This is a genomic window from Parajatrophihabitans canadensis (genome assembly GCF_053764775.1).
In genome coordinates this window covers 4004970-4031014 of the sequence record NZ_CM132445.1, presented here as the reverse complement: position 1 = coordinate 4031014, position 26045 = coordinate 4004970, and the positions used below count along the sequence as shown (strand labels likewise).

The following is a 26045-nucleotide window of genomic DNA, read 5'->3' as shown; positions in this document are numbered from 1 at the left end:
CTCGGCGGGTGCTGGGCGGTTCGTCAGGTCGAGGGTGTCTTCCATCGCGCTCAGCCGTCCTTTGCATTCAGCCAGCTACGTAGTAGCCGAGCTATCTCTTGAGGATCGTTCTCGGCCAGCTCGGCCAACTGTTGCTGCCTTGCTGCGGCGATCTGAGCTTCGCGCGATTGGGGTGGGATTATGTCGATCGGTGCGGGTGGAAGCGAATTCGGATCGTCTTGCAGGGTTGAAAGAAACAGATCGAGGTCGTCCGGTGGCTCAGCGTTCTTCTTCCGCTTGTTGGCGATCAGCGTGATGATCACGACTGCGATGACCAGGAGCACGACACCGCCCGTCTTGAGGAGGGAGATCAGTTGTGCGCTCTGCTTTGCAGCAGCAGCGGCCTTGGCGGCCTTGGCTGCCGCAGCGGCTTCTGCTGCCGCCGCCGAGGTGTCGAAGTTTTCGCTGCTTACGGCGATCACGTCTCCGCGTGCCGGGTTGAGTCCGACAGCCGCGCCGATCTGTGCCTTGATGTTGGCCAGATCAACCGCTCCGGCAGCTTTGGAATTGAGGACGACAGACACGCTCAGTCGTTTGACGTCGCCAGGTGCGTTCGTACGTACCTCGGTGGTCGTATCGATGGCGTTGTTCTTGGTGTCGGTGACCTTGGAGTAGCCGCCAGTGCTGGAGGCGGATGGACTCGCAGCTGCAGATACGGTGTTGGCGCCGATCGCCGCGCCCGGCGTGGCTGCCCCGTTGCCGAGGCTCTCACCCGTGCTCGCTTCGGCGAGGGGCGGAACACCGCTGGCGAAGCTGTAGTTCGTCGACGTTGCGTTGCTCTTGCCGAAATCCAGGTCAGCGTTGGTGGTGACAACCGAGTTGCCCGGACCAAGGATCTTATCGAGAATGGCCTGCGCTGAACTGGACAATCGCTGTTGGTAGGCCTGTGTCGCGCTCGCCCTGGTGTCGCTCTCCGTTGACAGGTCACCGCTGCCGGCTGCAGACAATACCTTGCCGCTGGAGTCAGAAACACTGACCTGATCAGTTGTCAATCCCGGGACGCTTGACGAAACGAGGTTCACTACCGATTGCACCTGGCCACTGGTGAGTGTCGTTCCCGGCGTTGTCGTCAGCAGCACCGATGCCGTGGGCTTCTGGCTGCCGTCGTCGAAGACGGTCTGCTGCGGGATGGCGAGGTGGACTTGCGCATCGGCAACACCGTTGATCGACTTGATGGTCTTGCTCAGTTCGCCTTCCAGAGCCCGCTGAAAGTCCACCTGTTGCTTGAACTCCGAGGTGGTGATGCCTTCTTGGTCGAGCAAGCTGTAGCCACTGTTCCCCGAAGACGGCAGCCCAGACGAACTCATCGCCAGCCGAAGTTGGTAAACGTCTTTCTGGGCAACCATGATCTCGGTGCCGTTGGCGGCCAGCTTGTAGGGAGTCTTGTTCGCGTTGAGCTTGTCGATGATCGCGCTCGCGTCGGTAGGGGCGAGATTGGTGAACAGCGGTGCGTAGCTCGGGGTTGACGCCCATGAGGAGAACAGCCAACCGCCGATACCGAGCGCGAGGACTGCCGCGACCGTTACCACCTTCTGGCCAGGCGTGAACGCGAGGAATCCGCGCCAGAATCGTTGTAGCTGGCTGAGGACCTGGTCTTTCATATCAGGCCTGCATTCCCATGATCTGGTTGAATGCTTCGACGCCCTTCGACTGGATGGCGGTCGCAAGTGAAGTCATGAGTGAGGCCTGCGTAGCCGCGATCGTGTAGTCACTGATGTCGGTGAGGTCCCCCGTGGCGGCTTGGACGGCCAGGTTGTCCGCAGTGCTCTGAGACTGCGACACGGCGTCGAGCCCTTTGCCCAGGACGGAGGCAAAATCTGCGCCGCCGGTGCTGGAAGCGCCGGAAACGTCGGGCGCTGCCACGCCACTGGTGAAGGAGGTCGGCAGGGTCGGGATAGCGGAACTGATGGAAGAGATGGCGGCAAGCGCGGGAGATGTCATGGTCAGTTGTTCTTTCCGATGTTGATCGCGTCCTGATAGGTCTCGCGAGCGCGGTCGATGACGGCGGCGTTGGCCTGGAAGCCTCGTTGGGCCATGATCAGGTTGCCCATCTGCTCGTTCATGTCCACGTCGGGCATCCGGACGTAGCCTTTGGCGTCGGCGAGGGGATTTTCCGGCTGGTAAGTGAGAACGCCCTTGGGGTCGCCCTCGGTCACGGCAACGCCTTGCACCCCGCCACCGCTTCCGTCGGCGGCTCCGCCTATTTCCTGGGCCTGAATGTAGGTTGCCTGGAAGGCATTCTGTGAGGTCGGCTTGACCGTATTGACGTTGGCGATGTTGTTTGCCAGCGCATCGACCCAGGTGCGAAAGGTTGTCAGTCCGGTGCCAGAGATGTTCATGGCTGAGAAGATGGACATCGGCTCAGGCCTTCAACACTGTTTGCAGGAGGCCGAACTTGGCAGTCATCGCGCCGCTGAGCAGCTGGTACTGCAATTGAGTCTTCTCGTCGGTCACCGTTTCGGTGTCGAGGCTGACGTTGTTGCCGTTGGCGCTGACGGGGCCACTTTGCGAGGACTGAGAAAACTCAGCCTGGCTGGGGTCTCCCGAGGCGACGGCATCGCGCAGGCTGTCTTCAAAAGAGACCTGGCCGGCCTTGAAGTTAGGGGTCTCGATGTTGGCGATGTTGTTGGCGCTCACTCGTTGCCGAGCGGACAAGCCAGACAGTGCAGTCGCGAGGGTGACCGAGGTGATGTCGTCGAGCACGAAACGAAACCTCCAGTTGCGGTGGGGTTTCGCCAATCCGTGGCGATCTAGGCGAGCTATCCGTGCTCAGATAGCCAATCGGCCATGATCACGAAGAGTTAAGCCCGTGTGAGCAGAGAATGCTAAGAGTGCTGCTCGTTCAGGCGCTGCAGTCCAAGTACATGGGCTTGTGACGGTCTGGCATCTCAGCAGCGCTCATCAGAATCTGTTGCTGAACACTGATCATTGCCGCTGCCAGGTCGGCTTGAACTCTGAGTTGCCGCGCATGTACCGCTTCAGCTCGAGCGTGCAGCTCGAGCGGCAGCGGCGGTAGATTCAGCTGCCAAAGGTCAAAGGTGGTCTTGGCGACGAACTGGTCCGGGTCGAATTGCGTGCGGCTGGCTAGGATTCGTTCGGCTTCGTCGGCCGCGGCTTCGCAGTCGGCCAGTACCTCATGCCAGCTCGGCTGAGCCCCTGAGTCCATTCCTCATCCCACCCAGGCGATATGGCGAACAGGTGCATCTATTGCGTCGGCGTCGGCCGGCGGTGCGACCTTGGTCGCCTCGAGCACGGTGAGAGCTGCTTCGCGCCAGGAATCGCGAAGGTCAGAGACGATCTGTTCGACTGCGCGCAGCCGAGCGGGGCTGGGCGTGAGGTTGACCGCGATCAGCTCGCCGAGGATGAATCCGTATAGCGACGCGAGGTTCTCCGCACCATCCCAGCCCTGCATGCGCAGACTTGTCAGGAGTTCGGCAACGATCTGTTGAGCATGCCTGAGTTGCTCTGATGCGACGATCTGTTCTGATGCCTCCTGAGCGTCGGCTGCCCGCCGAATATCGAGCACGAGCCGGTCATAGAGCATCACCAACAGCCGCACGGGCGATGCGGTATTGACCGTGTCAGCCAGGTAACGCAACTGCGCAGGACTGCTGGTCACGGTCTACTCCTAAGAACTAGAGGATGATGTGCTGGACTGTGAAGCAGTCAAGCTGGCAAACACCGAGGTGAGGTAGCTCGACTGCGACTTGAGCTTCGACAGGGAGGCTTCCATCGCGGCGTACTTCGCCTGCAGGCTCGCCTTCTGGTCAGCGAGCTTGCTGTCCCAGTCCGAGATCTGCTTGTTGAGAGTGCTGATCTGGCTGTTGTCGGTATTGATCAGCTGGGTAAGGGTGCCCGCTGTCGCATCGGTGGCATTGCTACCAACCGTAGAGAACGCCGAAGAAAGTGCGCCTTGGACCATGCTCTGGATGGCGTTCGGGTTTGAGGCATACGCGGCCGCGAAGGCGTCGGCATCGAAGGTCACCTGCCCGGTCGATGTGATGCCCACGCCGGCGTCGTTGAAGCTCTTGCCTGACGCACCTGAGCTGATGACCCCCAACAACTTCTGGGTAAGCGAGCTGACCGTGTTGTCGCCGGCAAGGATTGCGCCTTGGCCGGTTGCCTGTCCGATCGTGGTCAGCGCGTCGTTAGCGGCGTTGACCAAACTTGATACTGCGTCAGAGATTGCGGACGAGTCGCTGCTGATGGCGATATTGGCATCGGTAGTCAGCTTGCTGACGGTGAAAGTGACACCGGGGATCGCATCGGTGAAGGTATTGGTGTTGCTGTTCACCGAGTAACCACCATGCGCGGGATCGCCAACCGTTATAGATGCGTCTTGAGCAGTAACCAGATCCTGAGGTGCGGTGGTCAGACCGCTCACGGTAAACGCGCTCGCCGCGCCCGTGCTGGTCGAGGTGAACTGCAGGATCGTGCCGCTGGTGGTATTGACTATGGCAGCGCGTACGCCGAGACCGGCCGAGTTGATGGCCGAGGCGACATCGGAGATCGAGTTTCCGCCGAGGGCCAAGTGGGTGGTAGTGCTACCGATCGTCACGTCAAGACCGTTGGCAGCGACGGCTGCGTTGCTCGCGTCGGCAAGGGTGACGGTACTGATCTGCGCGCGGGCGACCGCGGTGACCGAGAAGGTGGTGGCCGTGCCCGCGATGGCGGTAGCTGAGCCGGAGGCCACGATCGAGGGATCGGACGAGGTTGCCTTGGTCGCGGCCCAGGTCGTAGCAAGCGCGAGCGCGTCGGCGGCCGATTGGACTGCTGCCATCTTCGTGTTGATGACCTGGTAGGCAGACAGCTGCGACTGGGTCGTGTTCAGCTGAGTTTCGAGGGCCGTCTGCGGGCCTGCCGCAAGAGCCATGAGTTGGGAGATCACGGAGTCGGTGTCGATGCCCGAAGACAGGCCGGAGATGCTGAAACTCGTCATCTGATTCTCTGATCCTTCAGGATTTCTGATGTCGGCGGTGCGCGAGTGAGCCTGCAGTCCGGGACATGAAGTACGGCGCGGTAGAGGAGGTTGTCCTCACCGCGCCGTACTTCATGATCGTGGTACCGCGGTATTGCCGTTTCTAGCTGATCGATCTGTGTTAATCGATCTGTGTTGATCCATTCGGACTAACTGGTGAACTACTGCAGCAACTTCAGGATCGACTGCGGTGCTGAGTTGGCCTGCGCCAGGACGGAAGTTGCGGCCTGCGACAGGATCTGGGACTGCGTCATCTTGCTGACTTCGGTCGCGAGGTCGGCGTCGGTCAGGTTCGACCGTGATGCGGTGACGTTGGTGATGCCGGTTTGCAGGTTTTGAACCGTGTAGTTGAGCTGGTTCTGGGTGGCACCAATGCCCGAGCGAGCACTCGAGATGGCAGAGATCGCCGCGTCAATGCTCTTGAGGTCGGCGGTGGCGTCGGTCGTCGCGTAGGCAACCGGAGTGGTGGCCGAGAACGCGTCGGTGGCGATCTTGAGTGCAGTGAGGTCCGTACCGCCGGTGTAGCTGTACACGCCGGCGGTCAGGGTCGACGTACCACCGACGGCCTTGGAGTTCGTGGTGGCCTTGGAAAGGTCGAGCTTGATGGTGTCGCCGCCGTTGGCACCGACCTGGAAGTTGTTGTTGAACTGACCGTCGAGCAGGTTCGTTGCGCCGAACTTGGTCTGGCTTCCGATGTTGTCGAGCTGGGTGTTCAGGGCCTTGACCTCGGACTGGATCGCGCCGAGCGAGGACTGGTCCATGGTGCCGGAGTTGCCTGCCTGGACGACCAGGGTCCGCATGCGCTGCAGAATTTGCTGGGTGGTGCCAAGGGCGCCGTCAGCGATCTGCGAGACGTTGATGCCGTCTTGGGCGTTCGACGTCGCCTGGGTAAGACCGTTGATCTGGCTGGTCAAGCCCTGGCTGATCGACAGGCCGGCTGCGTCGTCGGCCGCCTTGTTGATCCGGAGACCACTCGACAGTTTTTCGATCGAGTCGGCCATGTCGTTCTGGTTCTTGCTCAGGTTCTGGTAAGCGGTCAGAGCTGAGACGTTGGTGTTGATACGCAGACTCATGGTTTCTCCTCCTGAGATTCGAGTCTCTTGCTTGCCCGGGACATCCGGGCGGCCATCCCATCCGTGGGCTGGCAGTTATCTATTCGGCCGATTGCCGAAGTACTTGAGCAACATTCGCGAATTTCCCGTCTTTGCAAGGATCTTCGCGACACTGCTGGATTTGGTTGCCGGGGTACCGCAAGAGAGCGATCCGACAACAGGCTGGCATGCTCAGGCGGAAGACGCACGGCTCGAGGCGTGAAAGCTGCGGTACTCCGGTGCGTAGGCAGCTGCGATGGCTTCGCCCATCGGGTTGGACATCTCGAGCCTCGCACGCAGCGTGCTGCGACTTGCGACTGCCGCGGCGTAGCTGGCGACCTTGGCTGCGTTGCGCCCATTGCCGGCGCTCGTCGTTGCGATGTCTTCGCCTTTGCCACCCTTGGCGGAAAGAGCAGCCGCTTCGACCTGTTCGGTCTGGGCGCGCATGCCGTGTCGCAGCATGGTGAGGGCCTCGGACCGCAGCTGCGAGATACGCGACTCCGTGACGCCGAGGGTTTCGGCGATCTCTGACATCTGGCGCTGCTCGAAGAAATACGTGCGTACGACGTAGGCCAGGCGCTCGGGCAGTTCGGCGATCGCATCGTGCAGATACCCGATCTGCTCGCGGTCCAAGAGGAGTTGCTCCGGGCCGCGCTGGGCGTCGGGCAGCATTGCGGCACCGGTCTCGGGTGCAAATCCCTGCAGGCTCAACACGCTGGCACGTTGTACGTCGACGTCGATCGCGGAAAGTTCGCTGACACTGACACCCATCGCGGCCGCCAGCTCCTCCGGACGCGGGGAACGTCCCATGGTGTTGGTCAGCTGGGTGCGTACGGTGTCGAGCTCGCGGGCGCGTCCCCGAACGGAGCGGCTTGCCCAGTCCATGCTGCGCAGCTCGTCGAGCAGCGCACCGCGAATCCGGATGGCTGCGAACCGAGCGAACGGAACACCACGGCCGGCCTCGAAGCTGCGCGCGCTCAGAACCAGTGCGGTCATGCCCGCGGACACGAGGTCGTCACGGTTTACGTGTGCGGGGAGCCGGTTCATCATCTCTCGAACCAGGTGGCCCACCAGCGGCATGTTCTCGGTAACCAGCGTCTCGTCGTACGAGCCTGGAATGGTGCGGGATCGAGACGGCACTGTCTCGACGGGCAGGTCGGAGCCCTGCGCTATGTCCTGTGCTGCGTTCAGCTCAGCGTTCGCGCCGGTGTCCGACTGGCTGTCAAGCCCGGAGGCTGACTTCGCGCTCGTCATCGTGGCTGCCGTCATTTCGTGTCTCCCCTATGTTCCCCGGCTTGCTACCGGAGACCGGACACCCTGTTGAGTAGCGGTGCTGTCACAGAAAGTAGCGGAGAGTGAAGCCGGTGTTAAGACTTGTGTGAGTTCTATGTTAGTGAACTAGGTCACATCGCTGCTGAGACCGGTGTGTCGCACGCGGGGGACGGGCCCCGATATGGCACTGGACGCCCCTGTTTAGGCGGGGCTAGGGCTCGTGCCGCAGCTCTATTGCCCGGGACGACCTAACTCGTGGGGGACTACCTCCGTGGCATCGGCGCGCGACTCAGGGTCATGTTTGCTTCGTGTTTGCTTTGTGCGGCCTGGGAGGCTGCCATGCCACAACAGACTCAGGAGTGCTGCAGCGCGTAGTAGTAAAGGTATTGGGTAAGTCGCTGGCACCGGCCTAATGTCGCCCGCCTCCCAGCCGATTGGTCAGTCACAACCGAGGGGAGGACGACAGGCGTGTTAGTAGTTACCGAGACCGCAATGGAGTTAGGGACGATGGGTTTCTCTGAGGTGTCCAGTTTGCTCTGGCAGGAGCGTGAAGCGCTCGAATTGCTGCTGTTCAAGCTCGTCGAAGAGCGACTGGTCGTTGCTGCCGGCGAGACGAAGTGGCTCGCCGCTGCGAACCGCGAGGTCGAGAGCGTCGTTGAACAGCTCCGGGCCGTCGAGGTGCGACGCTCTGTCGAGGTCCAGCAGGTGGCCGCTGAGCACGGACATGACGATTCACCCACGCTCAAGGAACTGGCTGACCTTGCCGGCGAACCGTGGTCGAGCATCTTGCTGGATCACCGCGACCGGCTGTTGGCGCTGGTAGTTCAGATCGAGCAAGCCGCCGATGAGAATCGCGCGATGCTCTCGGCTGGTGCGCGGGCCATCCGCGAAACCCTGCTTGCCATGACCGAATCGGTCGACACCTATGACGCCCGGGGTATTGCCTCCCAACCGGCGCCGCGGCCGATGATCATGGACGAACAGGCATAACCACCTTGAAAAGCCATCTTCACACCAAGAACCAAGAGGATTCCTGATGAGCGGGTTGACTGCTGAGCTGGCCCAGACCAGCAAACCGCAGAGCAGCGAAGTGCAGAGCAGGTGGGACAGATGACCTCATTTGCCGGACTGATTGGCGCGTCGCAGGCTTTGGCCGCCCAGAGCTATGCCCTGGACGTAACGGGCCAGAACATCGACAACGCCGATACCCCCGGATACACCCGGCAGCGGGCAGATATGGCTACGGTCGGACCGGTAGCTGGGGTTCCGACGATGTACGCCACGCAGCGAGCCTCGACCGGCGTCACCGTTGCCGGCACGAGCCGGATCGACGATCCCGTTCTTGACGCCCGCGTGCGTACCGAACACGACCGCAACAGCTACGCCCAGACGTCCTCAGCGCAACTGTCCGACGTTCAGACCTTGTTCGACGAACCGACCGACAACGGTCTGGCCGAACAGCTCAATGACATGTGGAACGCCTGGTCGGCTGTGGCAAACCACCCAGATGATGCCTCGGCCCGTTCCGTGGTGCTGCAGTCGGCGGCGACGGTCGCGACCAGCCTCAACACGACGAGCAAGGCTCTCAGCGATCTCGCGACCAGCGCGACTGCCACCCTCGACCAGACCGTCGTCGACATCAACACCGCTGCTGGTTCGCTGGCCACCATCAACGCCGCGATCGCCATCGCGAACGCGACCGGCACCAACACCAACTCACTCGCTGATCAGCGCGATTCGCTACTGCTCAAGCTCGCCGATGCCGCTGGTACTCAGGCCACCGTGCAGCCGGACGGCAGTGCCACGGTCACCCTCGGGGGCCAGACGCTGGTGAGCGGACTCACCGCTTCTACCGTCGCGGTGACCGCGTCCAACACGTTGACGGTGAACGGAGCCGCCGCGGGTACTGCCGGCGGTACCGCCCAGGGCCTCGTCGATGCCTTGAACACCACACTGCCCGCGTACGCGGCGAAATTGGACGCGGTGGCCGCAGCGCTGAGCTCGACCGTCAACGCCGCCCACCAGGCCGGTTATGACCTCTCTGGCGCCACGGGCACGCCGTTCTTCTCTGGAAATACTGCGGCGACGATCGCCGTCGCCGTCACCGACCCGGCAAAGATCGCGGCCTCGGGTACGCCCGGTGGCAACTTCGACGGCTCGACCGCGAAAGCCTTGGCGGCCTTCGGAAGCAAGACCGGCGGCGCAGACGACACCTACAAGTCGATGGTCAGCACCTTGGCCTCCGATGTGCAGCGCGCATCGCAGACGGCCGCGGTTCAGTCTGCGGTCGTCACCAACGCCGACGCTCAGCAGCAGTCGGTTTCAGGGGTCAGTTTCGATGAAGAGACAGCGAACATGTTGACCTATCAGCGCGCTTACCAGGCGTCGGCGAGGGTCTTGACCACCGTCGACGACATGCTGGACACACTGATCAATCGCACCGGACGGGTGGGGCTCTAGTCATGCGGGTAACAGAAGGATCAGCGTCCTACGGCGCGCTGGTCGGGCTACAGAACAGCGCCTCACGGCTTGCCGACCTGCAGAGCCAGCTCTCATCGGGCCGCCAGATCACCAAACCGTCCGACTCTCCCACGGGTACTTCGACCGCTCTCGGGTTGAGGGGGGAATTGAAACGGATGACGCAGTATCAGTCGAATGCCACGGATTCACTTGGCTGGTTGAGCACGGTCGACACCACGATGTCGAGCAGCCTGACCCAGCTTCAGACCGTCCGCTCCCTAGTCCTACAGGGGCTCAACACCGGCGCCGCCAATGCAGATTCGAACGAGGCACTGGCTCAGCAGGTTGATCAGATCAGGCAGTCCACCCTCGCGCTGGCCAACACCACCTATCTCGGTAGACCGATCTTCGGTGGCACCACGACAGGCTCACAGGCGTTCGACGCCTCAGGCTCCTATGTCGGCGATTCCGGATCAGTCGGGCGCACCATCGGCGACAACAGCTCGGTCACCATCAACCAACTCGGCACTAGCGTCTACGGGGCGAACGGCTCGAACCTCTTCGATGTGTTGTCCAAGATCTCCTCCGATCTGCGTACCAACCCGAGCGGCCTGACTGCCGACCTGAGCTCCCTCGACGCCACGACGACGCAGATGAGTGCCCAGCAGGGACTCGCCGGAGCGATCTATGACCGAGTTCAGACCTCGCAAGCCACCAATGCCAGCAACACGCTGCAGCTGACCTCGCAGCTTTCCGACGTGCAGGACATCGATCTGGCCGACATGGCTATCAAGGTGTCCGCTGCCGATGCGTCATATCAGGCAGCTTTGGCTACTACCGCAAAGGTCCGCCAGATGTCCCTACTCGACTTCTTGCAGTGACGAGGGTGACGACCACGATGCCAACGACCATGATCAGCAGTGCAATGACGACCAAATTGCCGATTCGACACCAGTGGTCGAGTGAGTCGAGGTCCAGCCAGGTGACGCCTTTCGTCGTGGGTAACGCCCAGCACGTCGAGTTCGTAGAACCGATGCCCGGCTTTCCCGAGGACCGGTCCTTCGCGCTGGCCGCCGTCGACCCTCAGGGCGTGCTGTTCACGCTGCGATCCCTGGTCAGGCCTGAGCTTCGCTTCGTCGTGATGCCGCCAGCCGGATTCTTTCCGGACTACCAACCTGACATCACCGAGAACCACGTCGCTCCGCTAGGCCCGGTCACCGATATCGAGCTACAGGTCCTTGTCATCGTGTCCGTGAAGGACGGGATCGCCGACGCCACCGCCAACCTGCTCGCGCCGATCATCATGATTCCGGAGTCCGGCCGCGCCATGCAGGTAATACTCGACGACACGCGGCTGCCCCTGCGCGCTCCACTGTCGGCCTTGGCAAGCTAGCGTTAGCTCCTAGGTCCGCACTTATTCTGCGCTTACTCTGCGCTGGGCGGCAGGACCACCGGATGCAGGAGCGATGCCGTGCTTATCCTCACCCGCCGTGTCGGCGAGAGCATCATCGTCGGCGACGACGTCACCGTCACTGTCTTTGAGGTGCGTGGTGATGCCGTCCGCATCGGAATCGATGCCCCCCGATCGGTTCAAGTCCACCGTCAAGAGGTGTACGAAGAGCTGCAGCGTGCAAACCAACAGGCGGTATCGCCGTCCGATTCAGCCATCGACGCCTTGAGCGGAGCGCTCGCCGGCGTCGCCGGCACTGAACCCACGGGTACCGCCGGCACTGAACCCTCCGGTGCCGTCGGCACTGAACCCACGGGTGCCGCAGGCACTGAACCCACCGGTACCGCCGAGCGAGTCCAGGCGGACGAAAAGCCCTGATCTCAAACCGGGCAGATCGGACAGCCTGGGCCCGTTTTGGCGATGCGCCACGAAAGGCCGTAGACTCATCGTTTGGCGCATGCCGCCGGTTTCTCGTCCCGTCCTCTGTCGCAGCGATTTCTTCTGCCCAGAAGACAGGGCGGCAGCTCGCTGTGGCCGCGAGCAGATACCGGCCCTCATCGGTAGCGCTGGGCGTATTTCGTCGATGCGGCTGAACCGCGTTGATCGGGTTGTGTCCAACTGCAGTACGAAAACTCGCACAGCACGCTGCGCGACGATACGAAAAGCGGAGGTTATGGCCAAGAAAGATGGGGCCATCGAGGTCGAAGGTCGCGTGGTCGAGCCATTGCCCAACGCCATGTTCCGAGTGGAACTGAGCAATGGGCACAAGGTGCTCGCTCACATCAGCGGCAAGATGCGTCAGCACTACATCCGGATCCTTCCGGAGGACCGCGTGGTCGTGGAGCTGTCGCCGTACGACCTCACCCGTGGACGGATCGTCTACCGCTACAAGTAAGCCAACCGATTTCAGACGGGCACAACGCTTTCCAGTCTTCCGGGAGCCGGCCGTGCGCGTCGCGTACCAATCAGGAGTCAGGCCGTGAAGGTCAAGCCGAGCGTCAAGCCGATCTGCGACAAGTGCAAGGTCATTCGTCGCCACGGCCGCGTCATGGTCATCTGTGAGAACCTGCGCCACAAGCAGCGCCAGGGCTGACAGACCGACCCGCATCAGCACTACCGCTAGCCAGCAATACGAGCAAGACCCGAGCTAGACAGCAACACCACAGCAAGACCAAAGCAAGCGCAGTCCTCCCGAGGTCTCCCGGAGTCGAATCCGGGCAATCGCGGGCCACCCCCGGTCGGAGGCCGGGGCCGGCTGGCTCAGAAATGAGCAGGGCACAACCGGACGGATGCGCACAAGACCTCCGAAGAAACGAAGGAGATTGCCCCGTATGGCACGTCTTGCCGGTGTAGACCTACCTCGCGAAAAGCGGATGGTCATCGCACTCACCTACATCTACGGCGTCGGACGCACCCGTGCCGAGGAGACTCTCGCAGCTACCGGCATCAGCCCGGACCTGCGCGCTCGCGATCTGAGCGATGAGGATCTCGCCACTCTCCGTGCGCACCTCGAAGGCAACTACAAGATCGAGGGTGACCTCCGCCGCGAGGTTGCCGCCGACATTCGCCGCAAGATCGAGATCGGTTGCTACCAGGGTCTGCGGCACCGCCGCGGGCTGCCGGTTCACGGGCAGCGCACCAAGACCAACGCCCGTACCCGTAAGGGACCGAAGAAGACCATGGCCGGCAAGAAGAAGGCCAAGTAGTACTCACGCGACCAGGGTCGGCCCGTTCGGGTCTCCATCGCCTAGTACATCCCACTTCGTTTCGCACTCATCCAGGAGATAACGGCTTATGCCCCCCAAGACTCGCGCCGCTGGCGCTGTCAAGAAGGTCCGGCGCAAGGAAAAGAAGAACGTTGCGCACGGCCAGGCTCATATCAAGAGCACCTTCAACAACACGATCGTTTCGATCACCGACCCCCAGGGCAACGTGATCAGCTGGGCCTCGGCCGGTCACGTCGGCTTCAAGGGCTCGCGTAAATCGACTCCCTTCGCCGCGCAGATGGCCGCCGAGTCCGCGGCCCGCAAGGCGCAGGAGCACGGCGTTCGCAAGGTCGACGTATTCGTCAAGGGCCCCGGTTCGGGCCGCGAGACCGCGATCCGTTCGCTGCAGGCAACGGGCCTCGAGGTCGGCACTATCTCTGATGTCACTCCCCAGCCCCACAATGGCTGCCGCCCGTCCAAGCGGCGCCGGGTCTGACGAGAAACTTTTAGGGAGAATAAGAAATGGCTCGCTACACCGGACCCGCGACCCGCATCTCGCGCCGTCTCAACGTTGACCTGGTCGGCGGCGACGCTGCCTTCGAGCGTCGTCCCTTCCCACCCGGCCAGCACGGCCGCGCACGGATCAAGCAGAGCGAGTACTTGCTGCAGCTTCAGGAGAAGCAGAAGGCAAAGTACTCCTACGGCGTGCTCGAGAAGCAATTCCGCAACTACTACCAGGAAGCCACCCGCCGCAACGGCAAGACCGGTGACAACCTGCTGCAGATTCTCGAATCCCGCCTCGACAACGTGGTCTACCGCGCCGGTTTCGCGCGAACCCGGCGCGCCGCCCGTCAGCTGGTGAACCACGGCCACTTCATCGTCAACGGCCACAAGGTGGACATCCCCAGCTACCGCGTTTCGCCGTTGGACATCATCGATGTCAAGCCGAAGTCGCTCGAGACCACGCCGTTCCTGATCGTGCGCGAGACCCTTGGCGAGCGGCCGGTTCCGGCCTGGCTGCAGATCGTGCCCTCGCGGCTGCGAATCCTCGTGCACCAGTTGCCTGAGCGCGCTCAGATCGACATCCCGTTGAACGAGCAGCTCATCGTCGAGCTCTACTCCAAGTAACAGCGCCGCCTGCGCGGTCACCGGTTCGTGCCAGTACGGCACGCGTCGATACCGGGCGGGTTGCGACAACTGAATATTTATCCCGGGCGTCATATAGCGGTCGCCCATTAGCTCAAGGAGTACATCTTGCTCATCTCACAGCGTCCGGCGTTGACCGAAGAGGTCATTGCCGACAACCGATCACGCTTCGTCATCGAGCCACTCGAGCCAGGCTTCGGCTACACGTTGGGTAACTCCCTGCGTCGCACGTTGCTCTCCTCGATCCCCGGTGCGGCAGTGACCAGCATCCGGATCGATGGCGTGCTTCATGAATTCACGACCGTCGAGGGCGTGAAAGAAGACGTCACCGATCTGATCCTGAACCTGAAAGAGCTGGTCGTCTCGTCCGATTCGGACGAGCCGGTCGTGATGTACCTGCGCAAGCAGGGCCCCGGCGACGTCACCGCCGCCGACATCGCGCCGCCGGCCGGTGTCACCGTGCACAACCCCGACCTCAAGATCGCGACGATCAACAAGAAAGGCCGGCTCGAGATCGAGCTGGTTGTCGAGCGTGGCCGCGGTTACGTCACGTCCGTCCAGAACAAGCAGCCCGGCCAGGAGATCGGCCGGATTCCAGTCGACTCGATCTACTCGCCCGTTCTGAAGGTCACCTACGCGGTCGAAGCGACCCGTGTCGAGCAGCGCACCGACTTCGATCGGCTCGTCGTTGACGTCGAGACCAAGTCCTCGATTTCTCCGCGCGACGCGGTTGCCAGTGCCGGTCACACCCTGGTTGAGCTGTTCGGCCTGTTGCGTGAGCTGAACGAAGAGGCCGAGGGTATCGACGTGGGCCCGTCGCCGACCGAGGTCGCCGACATTGCCGCCTTCTCGATGCCGATCGAAGAACTTGATCTCACCGTGCGCTCGTACAACTGCCTCAAGCGCGAGGGCATCCACACGGTCGGCGAACTGGTCGGTCGTAGCGAGGCCGATCTGCTCGACATCCGTAACTTCGGATCGAAGTCGATCGACGAGGTCAAGGTCAAGCTGCACGGTTTGGGCTTGGCGCTCAAAGACAGCCCGCCCGGATTCGATCTCAACGCTGTTGTCGATTCATACGGTAGCGATGACTTCGGCGATGACACCGACTACGCCGAGACCGAAGAGCTTTAAAGAACTGGCGAGTTCGAGTTCCAGTCAGACTCATCGACTGGTGCTGGATCTCATCCGAGATAACTACTGATTTCTCTTCCATAGGAGAGCTAAGACCATGCCTACGCCCACCAAGGGTCCCCGTCTCGGCGGCGGTCCGGCCCACGAGCGGCTGATGCTCGCGAATCTCGCGACGTCGTTGTTCGAACACGACCGGATCACCACCACCGAGGCGAAGGCCAAGCGGCTGCGTCCGCTCGCCGAGAAGCTGATCACCTTCGCCAAGCGGGGTGACCTGCATGCTCGTCGTCAGGTTCTGCAGGTCATTCGTGACAAGGACGTGGTGCACAAGCTGTTCGCCGAGATCGGTCCGAAGATGGCCGAGCGGCCAGGTGGCTACACCCGGATCGTGAAGATCAACCCGCGCAAGGGTGACAACGCGCCGATGGCCGTTATCGAGATCGTCGAAGAGCTTTCGGCGGCGGCAAGGGTCGTGCGCGAGGCCGAGAGGTCACGTGGCACCAAAGTGGCTCCGGCCAAGGCGCCGACCGGTCGGACTGCCGAGATCGCAGAGGACGCGAAGGGTGAATCAGCCACCGCGGCCAAGGTTGCCGAGGACGCAGCTGAGGCCAAGGCAGCTGACACCGACGACGACCTGGTAGACGAGATCGAGGATGACGACGAACTCGTCGACGAGGACGCCGGCCTCGACGTCATCGGCGATTCCCACGACGGCGACTCCGAAGAATCCGACGCAGCTGAGGACGAGTCCAAGTAGTTCTGCCGTTGGTCTGGTAGTGACATTGCTTATCGAGCCCGCCATCCGCACACAGCGGATGGCGGGCTCGACCGTTTCGATGGTTCTGTTCGTGCGAGAAAGGGACTCTGGTGCGGTGGATGACGAGCCGTGACTGACATCCGGCTCCGGCTCGATCTGGGCTACGACGGCACCGATTTCTCGGGGTGGGCCGTCCAACCAGACCGCAGAACGATTCAAGGGGTGTTGCAGGCCGCTCTCACGACGTTGTTCGGTGTCGCCCAGATCGGCCTAGTCGTAGCTGGACGCACCGATGCGGGCGTCCATGCGACAGGCCAGGTTGCGCATTTCGATATTCCCGAAGACCGCCATGCCGAACAGCTCGAACGTGGGCTGCGTAGGTTGGCCGGACTGCTCCCGCCGGATGTTCGGGTCTTTTCGATGGCGCCCGCACCGCCCGGGTTCGATGCTCGGTTCAGCGCAATCTGGCGTCGATATCGCTATCGAGTCTCTGATGCCGACTACGGCGCCGACCCGTTGCGGCGTCACGACACGGTGTCATGGCGACGCGCTCTCGATGTTGAGGCTATGCACGTGGCCGCGCAGGGGTTGTTAGGCCTGAATGACTTCACCGCGTTCTGCCGGCGTCGCGATGGTGCGACCGCCATTCGCACACTGCAGCAACTCGACGTCGTCCGTGAAGCAAACCTGATTGAGTTTCGGGTGCAGGCCGATGCGTTCTGCCACTCGATGGTCCGATCTCTCGTTGGCGCGCTTGCTTCGGTTGGCGAGGGGCGGCGAGACTCGGACTGGCCGGGCTCGCTTCTCGCGCGGGCCACCCGAAGCGACGAGATCACCGTTGCGCCGCCTCACGGGTTGGTTCTCATCGAAGTCGGGTATCCACCGCATTCGGAACTCGCCGCGCGCGCCGAACAGAGCAGGGCCGTTCGAACGCCGCTTACTCCGCCTGGCTGCTGCGGCAACGCCGGTTGAACGACCCGTGTCGGGTTGGGGCACGATGCCTGTCGGCTAAAGGGTGGCGCCCACGAAGGGTAGGTGCGCGCTGGCGAACGTCTGCAACGCGCCGGCTGCGGCATCCCATCTCCCGCTGAACAGCAACAACCCGATGACGACCAATAGCGCGCCGCCCAACCGCGTCACCGTGCCACGATGCGCGCGGATGAAGTTGACCGATTTTGCTGCCCAACCGGTACCGGCGGCCAACAACAGAAACGGTATTCCCAGGCCTGCGCAGTAGGCAGCCGCGAGGAAGACGCCGCGAGAGGCTGCGCCGGTGCTCCCTGAGAGCCCGAGCACGGCGGCCAGTGTCGGCCCGGTGCAGGGCGACCAGCCCAACGCAAACGTGAATCCGAGCAAGGGTGCGCTGATCAAGCCGCGGGCTCTTGGCCGACGCAAGCGAACATCGCGCTGAAGGAAGCTGAAAGCGCCGAGGTAGGTAAAGCCCATGGCAATCGTGACGATGCCGCAGACCTGTTGGAGCAGGCGGTGATGTACTGCCAGCATGACACCGACGGAAGCGAACAGGAATCCGTGTGCGATGAAGACTGCTGTGAAGCCAAGGACGAAAAGCGCCGCCGCACCACAACACCGAGCCCGGGCGCGTTTCGGATCTGTCCCGGACACCGTCGCCAGGAAGGACAGGTAGCCGGGAACGAGCGGTAAGACGCATGGCGACAGAAAGCCAATGAGTCCCACGAGGACGGCGATGGGCACGGCGACGAGAAGGTTGCCCGAAACCACTGCCTCGGAAAAGCCATTGTCCATCGCTTCGAACCGACCCCTTCGGAGTTTCTGGGCATTGCCGGGGAGTTGTTTCCGTTTCCCAGGGCAAAACGCGATCAGTCAAGCATGCAGCTGCACGCGTCCGCAGGCGTTTCACGAAACAGAAGGTCGGCGGTCGCCGGGATGGGGATTTGGGTTGCACAGAACCGATCAACGTGTTGCCGCTCATGTGCGGCCCACGGCCTACTTCTCGAGTCTCTCCCTGATCGGCAACGGGCCGTCGAAGATCATGCCGCCCCGATGGCTGTCGCCATTCACTTCAGGACCGCCTGCCGGAGTGATGGTGGCCTCGCCAGGCAGATACCGGGTATTGATCGGGATCTCAGCGGTCGCGCCCCTTTGCCCGCTCGGAAACGCGTTGGCGAAACCACCGATGACTTCGCGCTGATTGGATTTGATCGCGGCGGTAAAGGTTCGAACGACTGCACGAGTACGGCCGTCGTCGTTGATCTGATAGTCCACCCACCATTGCCGCTGGGCGTGGGCACTCACGTCATGTACTGCGTTGGCGGTTTCGAGGACTTGGGTCACCAGACCGACAGCGTTGTCCATGCCGTCGATGGGGTGACTCGGCGGCAGCTCGTCGCTCGGATGACTCGTCGTTGAGCGCACGTCCCAATAGGGTTTGTCGGTTGGCGTCCCCGCCACCGATTTGCGGGCATCGCCCTGCTGCGGGACACCGTTCGAGCCGACTCGGACGTCCTGTGGCGCGGTTATGCTCACGGTCAAATCGCGACCGTTCGGGCCGCCGGTACCGGATGAGGACGCAAGGCCGGTCGCGATCTTCGTGGCGGGTGAGATCGAACCGAACGCCGCAAGGCCGGTGGCGATGCTCACCCGATGCCAACCTGGGTCCCGCCCGTCCAACTCGTTGATGCCGCCAGACGGTGTGATGCCGTTAGCATCGTCGAGAAAGACGTGGCTACCGTCGCTGTAATAGGGGTTGACGATCGGCCATTGGCCGCCGGCCGGCCCAGCGATGGTGCCGCCGCCGAAATAGCCGTACCCGGTCATGCCCTTATGCGGTGCTCCGCTGTCGGCGTCGACGCAACCTAGTGATCGTCGGTTCAGGTCCTTTGCCCAGCCAGGCAGTTCGCCTGCTTGGATGCCGGCGAAGAAGCCGTGCCCGTGACCGAGCGGCGTTGCCGTGGCTCGCAGTGCGTCGAGCGACTGCTGCTTCTCGTGTGGTGTCAGAGCCGCGAACCAGGTCGCGAATTCCGGGTCGGACGGCGGGAGAAGGCGGCCGCCCTCCCTAAAGCCGAGAGACCCGGCACCGACAAGAGGTCCGACAGCATCGGCAAGAAATGGATCGTCGCGACCACCTCGAGGGTGAATTCCCGGCGTGACGGGTCCGACAAAGCGAGGTTCGACAAAGTGCACGACTCGATCGATCAATGCCACGTTGCTCGCGCGTTCGGAGACAACCTGCCACGCCGAACTCAGCGCCCGCGCCAGGTCTTGATCGGCGATGTCAACCGCCCGCAGCGCCGCGGTGAGCCGTTCGGTGAGCTCACGGGCGTGCTGAGCGGGGTTCGAGGCAGCCCAGTCTGACTTTGCCGCAACGGCAATCTGACTTCGCGCCAGGGTGACTGAACCATCGTCGGAGACGGTGAATTGCGCAGCTTCGGCCTGTCGCCGAAGCGCACAGACAGTTTCGCGTGCGATGACCAGGTCGGCCACCCGGCGACCGATAATCGAGCCAGCCCAACCTATGAGGTCAGCGGACACATATAACTGCCGAGCGAGCGCCTGCGCGTGCTCGCTTGCAGCGTCGGCGGCGACACCGGACCAGGAGGCCTGGAGATCTGATCTGGTGCGGAAATCGCGGAAACAGCCCCGTATGCGTTCACTGTCCGCGGCCAGCTTGATCGCCGCCGCGGTTACCGAGTCGAGATCCCAGCTCAGCAATGTGCGGACTCCTACCATCCCGAGCCGGACCTCTCGACTGCCGGCTGGGCCGCTCCACTTGGGCGGCGATCGGTCGACGGCGCGCCACGAAGATCGTCGACGAACTGGTACCACCTCGAGCTCGTTCCAAGTGTCGCCGCGGTCGATTGCACCTCATGACCGGCCTGCCGAAGAGAGCACGCGATCTCGTTGCTCAGCCGATCAAGAACCTGGCTGGTCGCGCTGCCTGGCACGCAGTGAACAAGTGATGCCACGGTGCGTGCCGCAGTCAACGCTTCCAAACGGGCGACGATGTCGCGAATTTGGCAGGATGCTTCGGCCAACGCTGCTGGATCGACGCTGATCGTGCTCACGACTCGCCCCCGGAACCCCGATCGAGAAGCCGCTCTGGCCACTCGCGGGGAGGAGCCTATGACGTTCGACCGACGTCCGAGCGTAGTTATCCACAGGCTGCGTGAACGACGCCGACCGGCGATTCACGCAAAATTATTCAGGCAAGGTTGTTCAGGCAAGGTTGTTCAGGCAAGGTTGTTCAGGCAAGGTTGTTCACGCAAGGTTATTCAGGCAATGAAGGCCAGGTTGTCCCGGCCGCACCAGTCGAGCACCGCGGGCCACGGGCCGAAGCCGGATGCCGCGTTCAGGTGTCCGCCGTTGGGGATAATTGTTGCGGCCATCTTGAGCGGGGCACCGTAGACGCGTGCGATCCCGCCCGGGCAGAACGGGTCGTCGTCCGCCCCCACGAGCACCGTGCCGTCCGCCGCCTTGCGTAAGCCATCGATGTCGAGCGGGATCGGCGCGAACGAACGTGCTGCCGCCGGAAGCAGATCGTCGGCGGGTAACGCCACCAGAGCCACCCGGGCGGGCCGTGGCGAACTGCTGCCGTTACTTGGGTCTGAATTCTGCACGGCGTGGTGCATCCACAACGCGGCGCCTAGCGAATGCGCCACGACGTCGTATCCGTCGTCCGGCAGCCCCTCCAGCGATGTCCGCAAGGCGGACAACCACGTGGTCAAGTCCGGCGAATCTGCATTGGGTAGCTGGGGGAAGCGAACCTCGCGCCCAGCCGCTGTGAGCTGGGTTGCCAGCCAGGTCTGCCAGTGTTCGGCGCCAGATCCATCGATTCCGTGAATGAGGACGGTGGGTACGGTTCGAGTGGGGCGACGTGGCATGAGTAGCAGCTTACGGATGCCGTTCTCTGCGCGACGAGCTCAGTGCCTTAGGTGATCGCGGGCCGCTCGCCGATCTATCGCACCTTCAATGCACCAGTCCGATCAACAGACAAAACTGGGCCACGTGATAGGAAACGACGACGGCAACCCGTGACCACGGCTGGGCTTTGGCGAACCGATCGTAGGAAAGGATCAGGTCCGAAGCTGCGAAGAGCAAACTGCCGTAGGCGATCAGCAGAGACTGCGTGCCCACAGCGAGGACGACGCCGGCACTGAGTGCGAGGAGGTAGCTGCCCACCACAGTTGAGAGCACCCGACCGCCGAGCAGCCGCGCACCGACGACGATGCGCCGGGTGCAGGTGAGCAACATCAGCATCACCAGCGCAAGCCCGAACAGCGCGCTCGTGCTGTCCACTCCGAAACGGACGATGGCCACGCAGTAGCTGATTTGACCGAGCAGAAAACAGATCAGGCCAATGATGAAATAGGTATTGGTCGTTTCCGGTGCCGCGGCCCGCGCCCCAGAATGTGCCCCAGAATGTGCCCCAGAATGTGCCGCAGAATAAGGCACGTGGTCCGTCGGTGCTTGCCTCGGTAGGAAAACGATGTCGCCGAGCAGACCGAACAGCAAAGCGATGACGAGCCAGGGCTGAACGCCACCGTGAGACGGCTCGGCGACTAGTGCGGCAGCGGCCAGCAATGCCACCGTGACCGGCTTGGCTAGCCGTTCACCCGTCCGCGACTGGGCACTGACCGCGAGCCAATCGAGGACGGCGAAGGCGGCCGCCAGGGCGACCAGTACCCAACTTCCGGTTGTCATCGGCTACCGACTTTAACGATCATGCGGTCAAGTCGGCGCAATATGGCTGATCCTGCGTTGTGACAATTGCGGTGTCTAAAGACGTCGAAAGCTGTCTAAACAAAGGTGCCTAAAGAATCGTCCCTGGATTGAGTATCCCGAGCGGATCGAGGGCATCCTTTATCCGCCGAGTGAGCTCCATCACCTCCGGACCGAGCTGAACCGGTAGATGGGCTTTCTTCAATCGGCCGACGCCGTGCTCACCGGTGATGGTGCCGCCGAGGGCGATCGCCAGCGACATGATGTCGTTGAAGGCTGCCCCGGCGCGAAGCACTGACTCAGGGTCGTTGGCGTCGTAGACCACGATTGGATGGGTGTTGCCGTCGCCGGCGTGCGCGACCGTGGGTATCTCGACACCGTGCCGCCGGCCGATGTCGGCGATACCGATCAGGAGCTTCGGCAATTGCGGGACGGCGACTCCGACGTCTTCGAGCATCAATGAGCCGCGCTTCTCAATAGCGGGGAAGGCGGCTCGGCGCGCGACCGCAAACGCCTCGCCCTCGGACGGATCGTCCGTGCTGAACGTCTCGAGTGCTCCCGCATCAAGGCAGCTTCGTTCGATCTGCGCTATCTCGGCTGATGCTCCCACGCCGCCGAGATCGGATTGGGCGAGCAGCAGAGCGCCAGCAGTCCGGTCAAGGCCCATCGACAGGTGGTCCTCCACGGCGTTGATGGCCGCTGCGTCCATGAGTTCCAGCATCGCCGGCCGGGCGACCTTGCTGATCGCAACCACCGCTTCGGCTGCATCCGAGACCGATGAGAACAGCGCGACCATCGTGCTCGCGGGCAACTGGGCTGGGATCAGTCGCAGAATGGCGCGCGTCACGATACCGAGCGTGCCCTCGCTGCCGACGAAGAGCTTCAACAGCGAGAGGCCGGCGACGTCTTTGAGCCGATTGCCTCCGAGTGTTACCGCGGTTCCGTCGGCCAGAACGACCTCCAGGCCAAGCACGTAGTCCGTCGTCACGCCGTATTTGACGCAACACAGTCCGCCGGCGTTTGTTGCGATGTTGCCGCCTATCGAACACATTTCGAACGAGGAGGGATCGGGCGGATACCAAAGTCCGTGCTCTGCGGCGGCGACCTTGACGGCGGCGTTCAACGCGCCTGGTTCGACAGTCGCCGTCCGGCTGGCGACGTCGATCTCGATGTTGCGCATCTTGTCGAGACTGAGGACGATTCCGCCCTCGATCGCAGATGATCCGCCCGAAAGTCCGCTGCCTGCACCTCGCGGCACCACTGCGATCTGATGACGGTGCGCCCACCTCATGGTCGCCTGAACCTCGGCCAACGAGGACGGGCGGACAACCGCCAGCGGGTGGCCAGCGCTTGGGTCGTGAGCCCAGTCATAGCGATAGCTCTCGATGAGATCGGGATCGGTGATGACGCCGGTGTCGGGGAGCTCGGCAAGCAATTGATCAAGCGGTACAACCGCGGTAGGTGCGATGGATTCGGTTCGCTGACCCATAGCAGCCATTGTGCCCACAAGAATGCGACTTGCGCCCTCCGTCAGACTGGCAATCGTGGGATACATCGACGTGCAGTCCGTCCGGCACCAGCTTTCTGATGGGCGCATTCTGCTCGACGACGTGAGCTTTCGCGTCGGAGAGGGTGCGAAGGCCGCGCTGGTCGGCGCCAACGGCGCCGGCAAGACGACGCTGCTGCGGCTCATCGCTGGGGACCTGGCGCCCCAGTCCGGTGCGATCGCCAGATCAGGCGGCCTCGGGGTGATGCGTCAGTTCATCGGCTCGGTCCGCGATTCCACGACGGTGCAAGAGTTTCTGATCGGACTGTCATCGCCGGCCATCATCGCGTCCTGGGCGGACCTCAGCGCCGCAGAGCTGGCACTGATGGAGACCGACGACGAGAAGACCCAGATGCGCTACGCCCACGCCCTGACCAGCTGGGGCGATGCAGGCGGCTACGACGCCGAGGTCGTGATGGACACCGTCACGGTCGCCGCGATCGGGATCGGCTTCGAGGGTTGTAAGTACCGCGAGATCGCGACGCTGTCGGGGGGTGAACAGAAGCGGCTGGCCCTTGAGGCCTTGCTCAGGGGCCCGGCCGAGGTGCTGCTGCTCGACGAACCTGACAACTATCTCGACGTGCCAGGCAAAATGTGGTTGGAACAGCAACTTCGACAGACGCCCAAGACCGTCTTGTTCGTCAGTCACGACCGCGAATTGCTCGCCGAGGTCGCCGACCGCGTCGTGACGGTGGAAGGCGGTACTGCGTGGGTGCACGGCGGGGGATTCGCCTCGTATCACGAGGCCCGCCGGGATCGTCACAACCGGATGGCTGAGTTGCGACGAAGGTGGGAGGAGGAGCACGCGCGGCTGATCGAGCTGGTCCGAACGTTGCAGCAGCAGGCGAAAATCTCTCCCGATATGGCCTCTCGGTACCGGGCCATGCAGACCAGGTTGGAGAAATTCGAGGACGAGGGGCCGCCACCAGACAAGCCCGAGGAACAGAACGTCACGATGCGATTGCGCGGTGGCCGCACCGGAGTCAGAGCAGTAACGGCAGAAGACCTCGAGCTGTCCGGACTCATGAAACCGTTCTCCATCGAGGTGTTCTACGGCGAACGGCTCGCAGTACTCGGCTCGAACGGGGCCGGCAAGTCACACTTCCTGCGGTTGCTCGGCGGGGAATCGGTCAAGCACTCGGGCCAGTGGCGGCTGGGTGCCCGGGTGGTGCCTGGTCTGTTCGCCCAGACGCATACCCATCCCGAGTGGTCCGAACGCACCCTCGTCGATCTGCTCTGGCATGGCGAACCGGGCCGACCCGGCGTGGATCGCGGACGGGCGATGGGCGCGCTGCGCCGCTACGAACTAAACCAGCAGGGTGACCAGACCTTCGGCACGCTCTCGGGGGGACAGCAGGCGCGGTTCCAGATCCTGCTCCTGGAGTTGTCGGGCGCGACCTTGCTGCTCTTGGATGAGCCGACGGACAACCTCGATGTGCTCTCGGCGGAGGCGCTCGAGGACGCGCTGGAGTCCTTTGACGGCACCGTCATTTCGGTGACGCACGATCGATGGTTTGCCAGGCGCTTCGACCGCTACCTGGTCTTCGGTGCAGATGGTGTCGTCGCCGAATCGTCGGAACCAGTGTTTGACTCGGCTCGGGTACTTCGACCGCGCTGACCCTTCGCCGGCGATTCGCCGGCGGGAAGCACATTGCCAGGGCGGGTGGCCGGCGCGCGCGATTTGGTCGAAGGTCTGCTCGCCGGTATCGTTATCCGCTGGTGTGTCTCGCAGGTTCGCCTGCACCCGTTTTTCAGGGGTCAGCGCATCGACGGCCATGTCTCAGGGTTGTTGCCGAAATCCTTCGGCGAGACCGTGGGAGCGGTGCGACAGGCACCGTGAAGACCGACTAGAGAGAGCGAATTCTTGTCTACCTACACCCCGAAGCCCGGCGAAGTGACCCGCGAATGGCATGTCATCGATGCCAACGACATCGTTCTGGGCCGCCTCGCGAGCCAGGCCGCCACGCTCTTGCGCGGCAAGCACAAGCCGCAGTTCGCCCTGCACGTGGACACCGGCGACTTCGTCATCATCGTCAACGCCGACAAGGTTGCGGTTTCGCCGTCCAAGCTCAAGGAGTTGCGCTACCGCCACTCCGGCTACCCGGGCGGTTTGTCCCAGCGCACGGTCGGCGAATTGCTCGAAACCAAGCCCGAGCGGCTCGTCGAACTCGCCGTCAAGGGGATGTTGCCTAAGAACACCTTGGGTCGTGCCCAGCTGAAGAAGCTCAAGGTTTACTCCGGCCCCAATCACCCGCACGCCGCGCAGAGCCCGCAGCCTTATCAGATCAAGCAGGTCGCGCAGTAGTGCCCAACAGGCACTGTTCGCTCGCGCGCACGCTTCGTCACATCGGTAACTAGGAGACATTGACTTATGACCACACCCGTCGTTGTACCGGTCGTCGGCCGGCGAAAAGAGGCCATCGTCCGGGTCCGGCTCATACCGGGCACGGGCCAGTTCAAGCTGAACGGCCGCACCATTGAGAACTACTTCCCCAACAAGGTCCACCAGCAGCTCATCAAAGAGCCGTTCGTGACGCTGGAGAAGGTTGACCAGTACGACGTGCTCGCCAGCTTGATCGGCGGCGGCATCAGCGGACAGGCGGGCGCACTTCGGCTCGCGATCTCCCGGGCCTTGATCGGCCTCGAGCCTGATGACCGTCCGGCCCTGAAGAAGGCTGGCTTCCTGACCCGTGACTCCCGAATCAAGGAGCGCAAGAAGTACGGCCTGAAGAAGGCACGCAAGGCTCCTCAGTACTCCAAGCGCTAACA

The 26045-nt window shown here is 62.8% G+C and carries 31 protein-coding genes; 16 read left to right on the top strand and 15 right to left on the bottom strand.

The genetic code is table 11. The annotated features are described in order from the left end of the window. Positions 1 to 50: 50 nt before the first annotated feature. The 9 genes from fliF to ACSMXN_RS19325 form a co-directional block, all read right to left on the bottom strand. On the bottom strand, positions 51 to 1640 hold the full coding sequence (gene fliF, locus ACSMXN_RS19365) for a flagellar basal-body MS-ring/collar protein FliF (RefSeq protein ID WP_022913963.1): 1590 nt from the start codon (positions 1638 to 1640) through the stop codon (positions 51 to 53). A gap of 1 nt (position 1641) precedes the next feature. Continuing rightward, a complete protein-coding gene (locus ACSMXN_RS19360) occupies positions 1642 to 1980 on the bottom strand; it encodes a flagellar hook-basal body complex protein FliE (protein ID WP_022913962.1) in 339 nt (112 codons plus the stop codon). A gap of 2 nt (positions 1981 to 1982) precedes the next feature. Next, positions 1983 to 2396, bottom strand: coding sequence for a flagellar basal body rod C-terminal domain-containing protein (locus ACSMXN_RS19355; RefSeq protein WP_022913961.1), 414 nt, complete (start codon positions 2394 to 2396; stop codon positions 1983 to 1985). A 4-nt stretch (positions 2397 to 2400) separates the two neighbouring features. Continuing rightward, positions 2401 to 2742, bottom strand: coding sequence for a flagellar basal body protein (locus tag ACSMXN_RS19350; RefSeq protein ID WP_022913960.1), 342 nt, complete (start codon positions 2740 to 2742; stop codon positions 2401 to 2403). 139 nt (positions 2743 to 2881) lie between these two features. Then, the gene (locus ACSMXN_RS19345) at positions 2882 to 3205 is read right to left on the bottom strand and encodes a hypothetical protein (protein ID WP_022913959.1); all 324 of its coding nucleotides are present in this window, start codon (positions 3203 to 3205) and stop codon (positions 2882 to 2884) included. A 3-nt stretch (positions 3206 to 3208) separates the two neighbouring features. Beyond that, the gene (gene fliS / locus ACSMXN_RS19340; protein ID WP_022913958.1) at positions 3209 to 3658 is read right to left on the bottom strand and encodes a flagellar export chaperone FliS; all 450 of its coding nucleotides are present in this window, start codon (positions 3656 to 3658) and stop codon (positions 3209 to 3211) included. Between the two features lie 9 nt (positions 3659 to 3667). Next, the gene (gene fliD, locus ACSMXN_RS19335; RefSeq protein ID WP_022913957.1) at positions 3668 to 4978 is read right to left on the bottom strand and encodes a flagellar filament capping protein FliD; all 1311 of its coding nucleotides are present in this window, start codon (positions 4976 to 4978) and stop codon (positions 3668 to 3670) included. A 200-nt stretch (positions 4979 to 5178) separates the two neighbouring features. Next, positions 5179 to 6090, bottom strand: a complete 912-nt coding sequence (locus tag ACSMXN_RS19330) for a flagellin N-terminal helical domain-containing protein (RefSeq protein ID WP_022913956.1) — start codon at positions 6088 to 6090, stop codon at positions 5179 to 5181. A 210-nt stretch (positions 6091 to 6300) separates the two neighbouring features. Beyond that, entirely contained in the window at positions 6301 to 7377 is a 1077-nt protein-coding gene (locus tag ACSMXN_RS19325) for a sigma-70 family RNA polymerase sigma factor (RefSeq protein WP_022913955.1), read from the bottom strand. Between the two features lie 471 nt (positions 7378 to 7848). On the opposite strand from ACSMXN_RS19325, the gene ACSMXN_RS19320 reads away from it, so the two are divergent. The 13 genes from ACSMXN_RS19320 (at position 7849) to truA (ending at position 17005) form a co-directional block, all read left to right on the top strand. Further along, positions 7849 to 8370 (top strand): flagellar protein FlgN, encoded by a 522-nt coding sequence (locus ACSMXN_RS19320; protein WP_196811322.1) that lies wholly within the window; start codon positions 7849 to 7851, stop codon positions 8368 to 8370. A gap of 120 nt (positions 8371 to 8490) precedes the next feature. Next, positions 8491 to 9840 (top strand): flagellar hook-associated protein FlgK, encoded by a 1350-nt coding sequence (gene flgK, locus ACSMXN_RS19315; protein WP_022913953.1) that lies wholly within the window; start codon positions 8491 to 8493, stop codon positions 9838 to 9840. A 2-nt stretch (positions 9841 to 9842) separates the two neighbouring features. Next, positions 9843 to 10721 (top strand): flagellar hook-associated protein FlgL, encoded by an 879-nt coding sequence (flgL, locus tag ACSMXN_RS19310; RefSeq protein WP_022913952.1) that lies wholly within the window; start codon positions 9843 to 9845, stop codon positions 10719 to 10721. A 101-nt stretch (positions 10722 to 10822) separates the two neighbouring features. Then, positions 10823 to 11233: a flagellar assembly protein FliW gene (fliW, locus tag ACSMXN_RS19305; protein WP_027139600.1), complete on the top strand. Its 411-nt coding sequence runs from the start codon at positions 10823 to 10825 to the stop codon at positions 11231 to 11233. A gap of 78 nt (positions 11234 to 11311) precedes the next feature. Further along, positions 11312 to 11668, top strand: a complete 357-nt coding sequence (csrA, locus tag ACSMXN_RS19300) for a carbon storage regulator CsrA (RefSeq protein WP_022913950.1) — start codon at positions 11312 to 11314, stop codon at positions 11666 to 11668. Positions 11669 to 11963: 295 nt separating this feature from the next. Beyond that, the gene (gene infA, locus ACSMXN_RS19295) at positions 11964 to 12185 is read left to right on the top strand and encodes a translation initiation factor IF-1 (protein ID WP_027139599.1); all 222 of its coding nucleotides are present in this window, start codon (positions 11964 to 11966) and stop codon (positions 12183 to 12185) included. 84 nt (positions 12186 to 12269) lie between these two features. Continuing rightward, a complete protein-coding gene (gene rpmJ / locus ACSMXN_RS19290; protein ID WP_015883600.1) occupies positions 12270 to 12383 on the top strand; it encodes a 50S ribosomal protein L36 in 114 nt (37 codons plus the stop codon). A 238-nt stretch (positions 12384 to 12621) separates the two neighbouring features. Continuing rightward, positions 12622 to 12996, top strand: coding sequence for a 30S ribosomal protein S13 (gene rpsM, locus ACSMXN_RS19285; RefSeq protein WP_022913948.1), 375 nt, complete (start codon positions 12622 to 12624; stop codon positions 12994 to 12996). A gap of 88 nt (positions 12997 to 13084) precedes the next feature. Beyond that, entirely contained in the window at positions 13085 to 13492 is a 408-nt protein-coding gene (gene rpsK / locus ACSMXN_RS19280) for a 30S ribosomal protein S11 (protein WP_022913947.1), read from the top strand. Between the two features lie 26 nt (positions 13493 to 13518). Further along, a complete protein-coding gene (rpsD, locus tag ACSMXN_RS19275; protein ID WP_022913946.1) occupies positions 13519 to 14124 on the top strand; it encodes a 30S ribosomal protein S4 in 606 nt (201 codons plus the stop codon). A 126-nt stretch (positions 14125 to 14250) separates the two neighbouring features. Then, positions 14251 to 15276, top strand: coding sequence for a DNA-directed RNA polymerase subunit alpha (locus ACSMXN_RS19270; RefSeq protein WP_022913945.1), 1026 nt, complete (start codon positions 14251 to 14253; stop codon positions 15274 to 15276). A 97-nt stretch (positions 15277 to 15373) separates the two neighbouring features. Further along, on the top strand, positions 15374 to 16033 hold the full coding sequence (gene rplQ, locus ACSMXN_RS19265) for a 50S ribosomal protein L17 (protein ID WP_022913944.1): 660 nt from the start codon (positions 15374 to 15376) through the stop codon (positions 16031 to 16033). A 129-nt stretch (positions 16034 to 16162) separates the two neighbouring features. Beyond that, a complete protein-coding gene (gene truA, locus ACSMXN_RS19260; RefSeq protein WP_022913943.1) occupies positions 16163 to 17005 on the top strand; it encodes a tRNA pseudouridine(38-40) synthase TruA in 843 nt (280 codons plus the stop codon). 36 nt (positions 17006 to 17041) lie between these two features. On the opposite strand, the gene ACSMXN_RS19255 is transcribed toward truA, so the two are convergent. From ACSMXN_RS19255 to ACSMXN_RS19230, 6 genes are all read right to left on the bottom strand, one after another. Then, positions 17042 to 17797 carry a cytochrome c biogenesis CcdA family protein gene (locus tag ACSMXN_RS19255; protein WP_022913942.1) on the bottom strand — a complete coding sequence of 252 codons (756 nt, stop codon included), beginning with the start codon at positions 17795 to 17797 and terminating at the stop codon, positions 17042 to 17044. A gap of 201 nt (positions 17798 to 17998) precedes the next feature. After that, positions 17999 to 19741 (bottom strand): hypothetical protein, encoded by a 1743-nt coding sequence (locus ACSMXN_RS19250; RefSeq protein ID WP_022913941.1) that lies wholly within the window; start codon positions 19739 to 19741, stop codon positions 17999 to 18001. Further along, a complete protein-coding gene (locus ACSMXN_RS19245) occupies positions 19735 to 20076 on the bottom strand; it encodes a PE domain-containing protein (RefSeq protein ID WP_022913940.1) in 342 nt (113 codons plus the stop codon). The genes ACSMXN_RS19250 and ACSMXN_RS19245 overlap by 7 nt, the downstream gene beginning before the upstream one ends. A 207-nt stretch (positions 20077 to 20283) precedes the next feature. Continuing rightward, positions 20284 to 20892 (bottom strand): alpha/beta hydrolase, encoded by a 609-nt coding sequence (locus tag ACSMXN_RS19240; protein WP_022913939.1) that lies wholly within the window; start codon positions 20890 to 20892, stop codon positions 20284 to 20286. 85 nt (positions 20893 to 20977) lie between these two features. Next, complete coding sequence (locus tag ACSMXN_RS19235; RefSeq protein ID WP_022913938.1) at positions 20978 to 21712, bottom strand: lysoplasmalogenase family protein; 735 nt, start codon at positions 21710 to 21712, stop codon at positions 20978 to 20980. A gap of 109 nt (positions 21713 to 21821) precedes the next feature. Then, the gene (locus tag ACSMXN_RS19230; RefSeq protein ID WP_022913937.1) at positions 21822 to 23219 is read right to left on the bottom strand and encodes an FAD-linked oxidase C-terminal domain-containing protein; all 1398 of its coding nucleotides are present in this window, start codon (positions 23217 to 23219) and stop codon (positions 21822 to 21824) included. 55 nt (positions 23220 to 23274) lie between these two features. On the opposite strand from ACSMXN_RS19230, the gene ACSMXN_RS19225 reads away from it, so the two are divergent. The 3 genes from ACSMXN_RS19225 (at position 23275) to rpsI (ending at position 26043) form a co-directional block, all read left to right on the top strand. Further along, positions 23275 to 24894, top strand: a complete 1620-nt coding sequence (locus ACSMXN_RS19225; RefSeq protein WP_027139597.1) for an ABC-F family ATP-binding cassette domain-containing protein — start codon at positions 23275 to 23277, stop codon at positions 24892 to 24894. Between the two features lie 246 nt (positions 24895 to 25140). Continuing rightward, positions 25141 to 25581 carry a 50S ribosomal protein L13 gene (gene rplM, locus ACSMXN_RS19220; protein ID WP_022913934.1) on the top strand — a complete coding sequence of 147 codons (441 nt, stop codon included), beginning with the start codon at positions 25141 to 25143 and terminating at the stop codon, positions 25579 to 25581. Positions 25582 to 25647: 66 nt separating this feature from the next. Then, the gene (rpsI, locus tag ACSMXN_RS19215) at positions 25648 to 26043 is read left to right on the top strand and encodes a 30S ribosomal protein S9 (RefSeq protein ID WP_022913933.1); all 396 of its coding nucleotides are present in this window, start codon (positions 25648 to 25650) and stop codon (positions 26041 to 26043) included. Positions 26044 to 26045 lie beyond the last annotated feature (2 nt).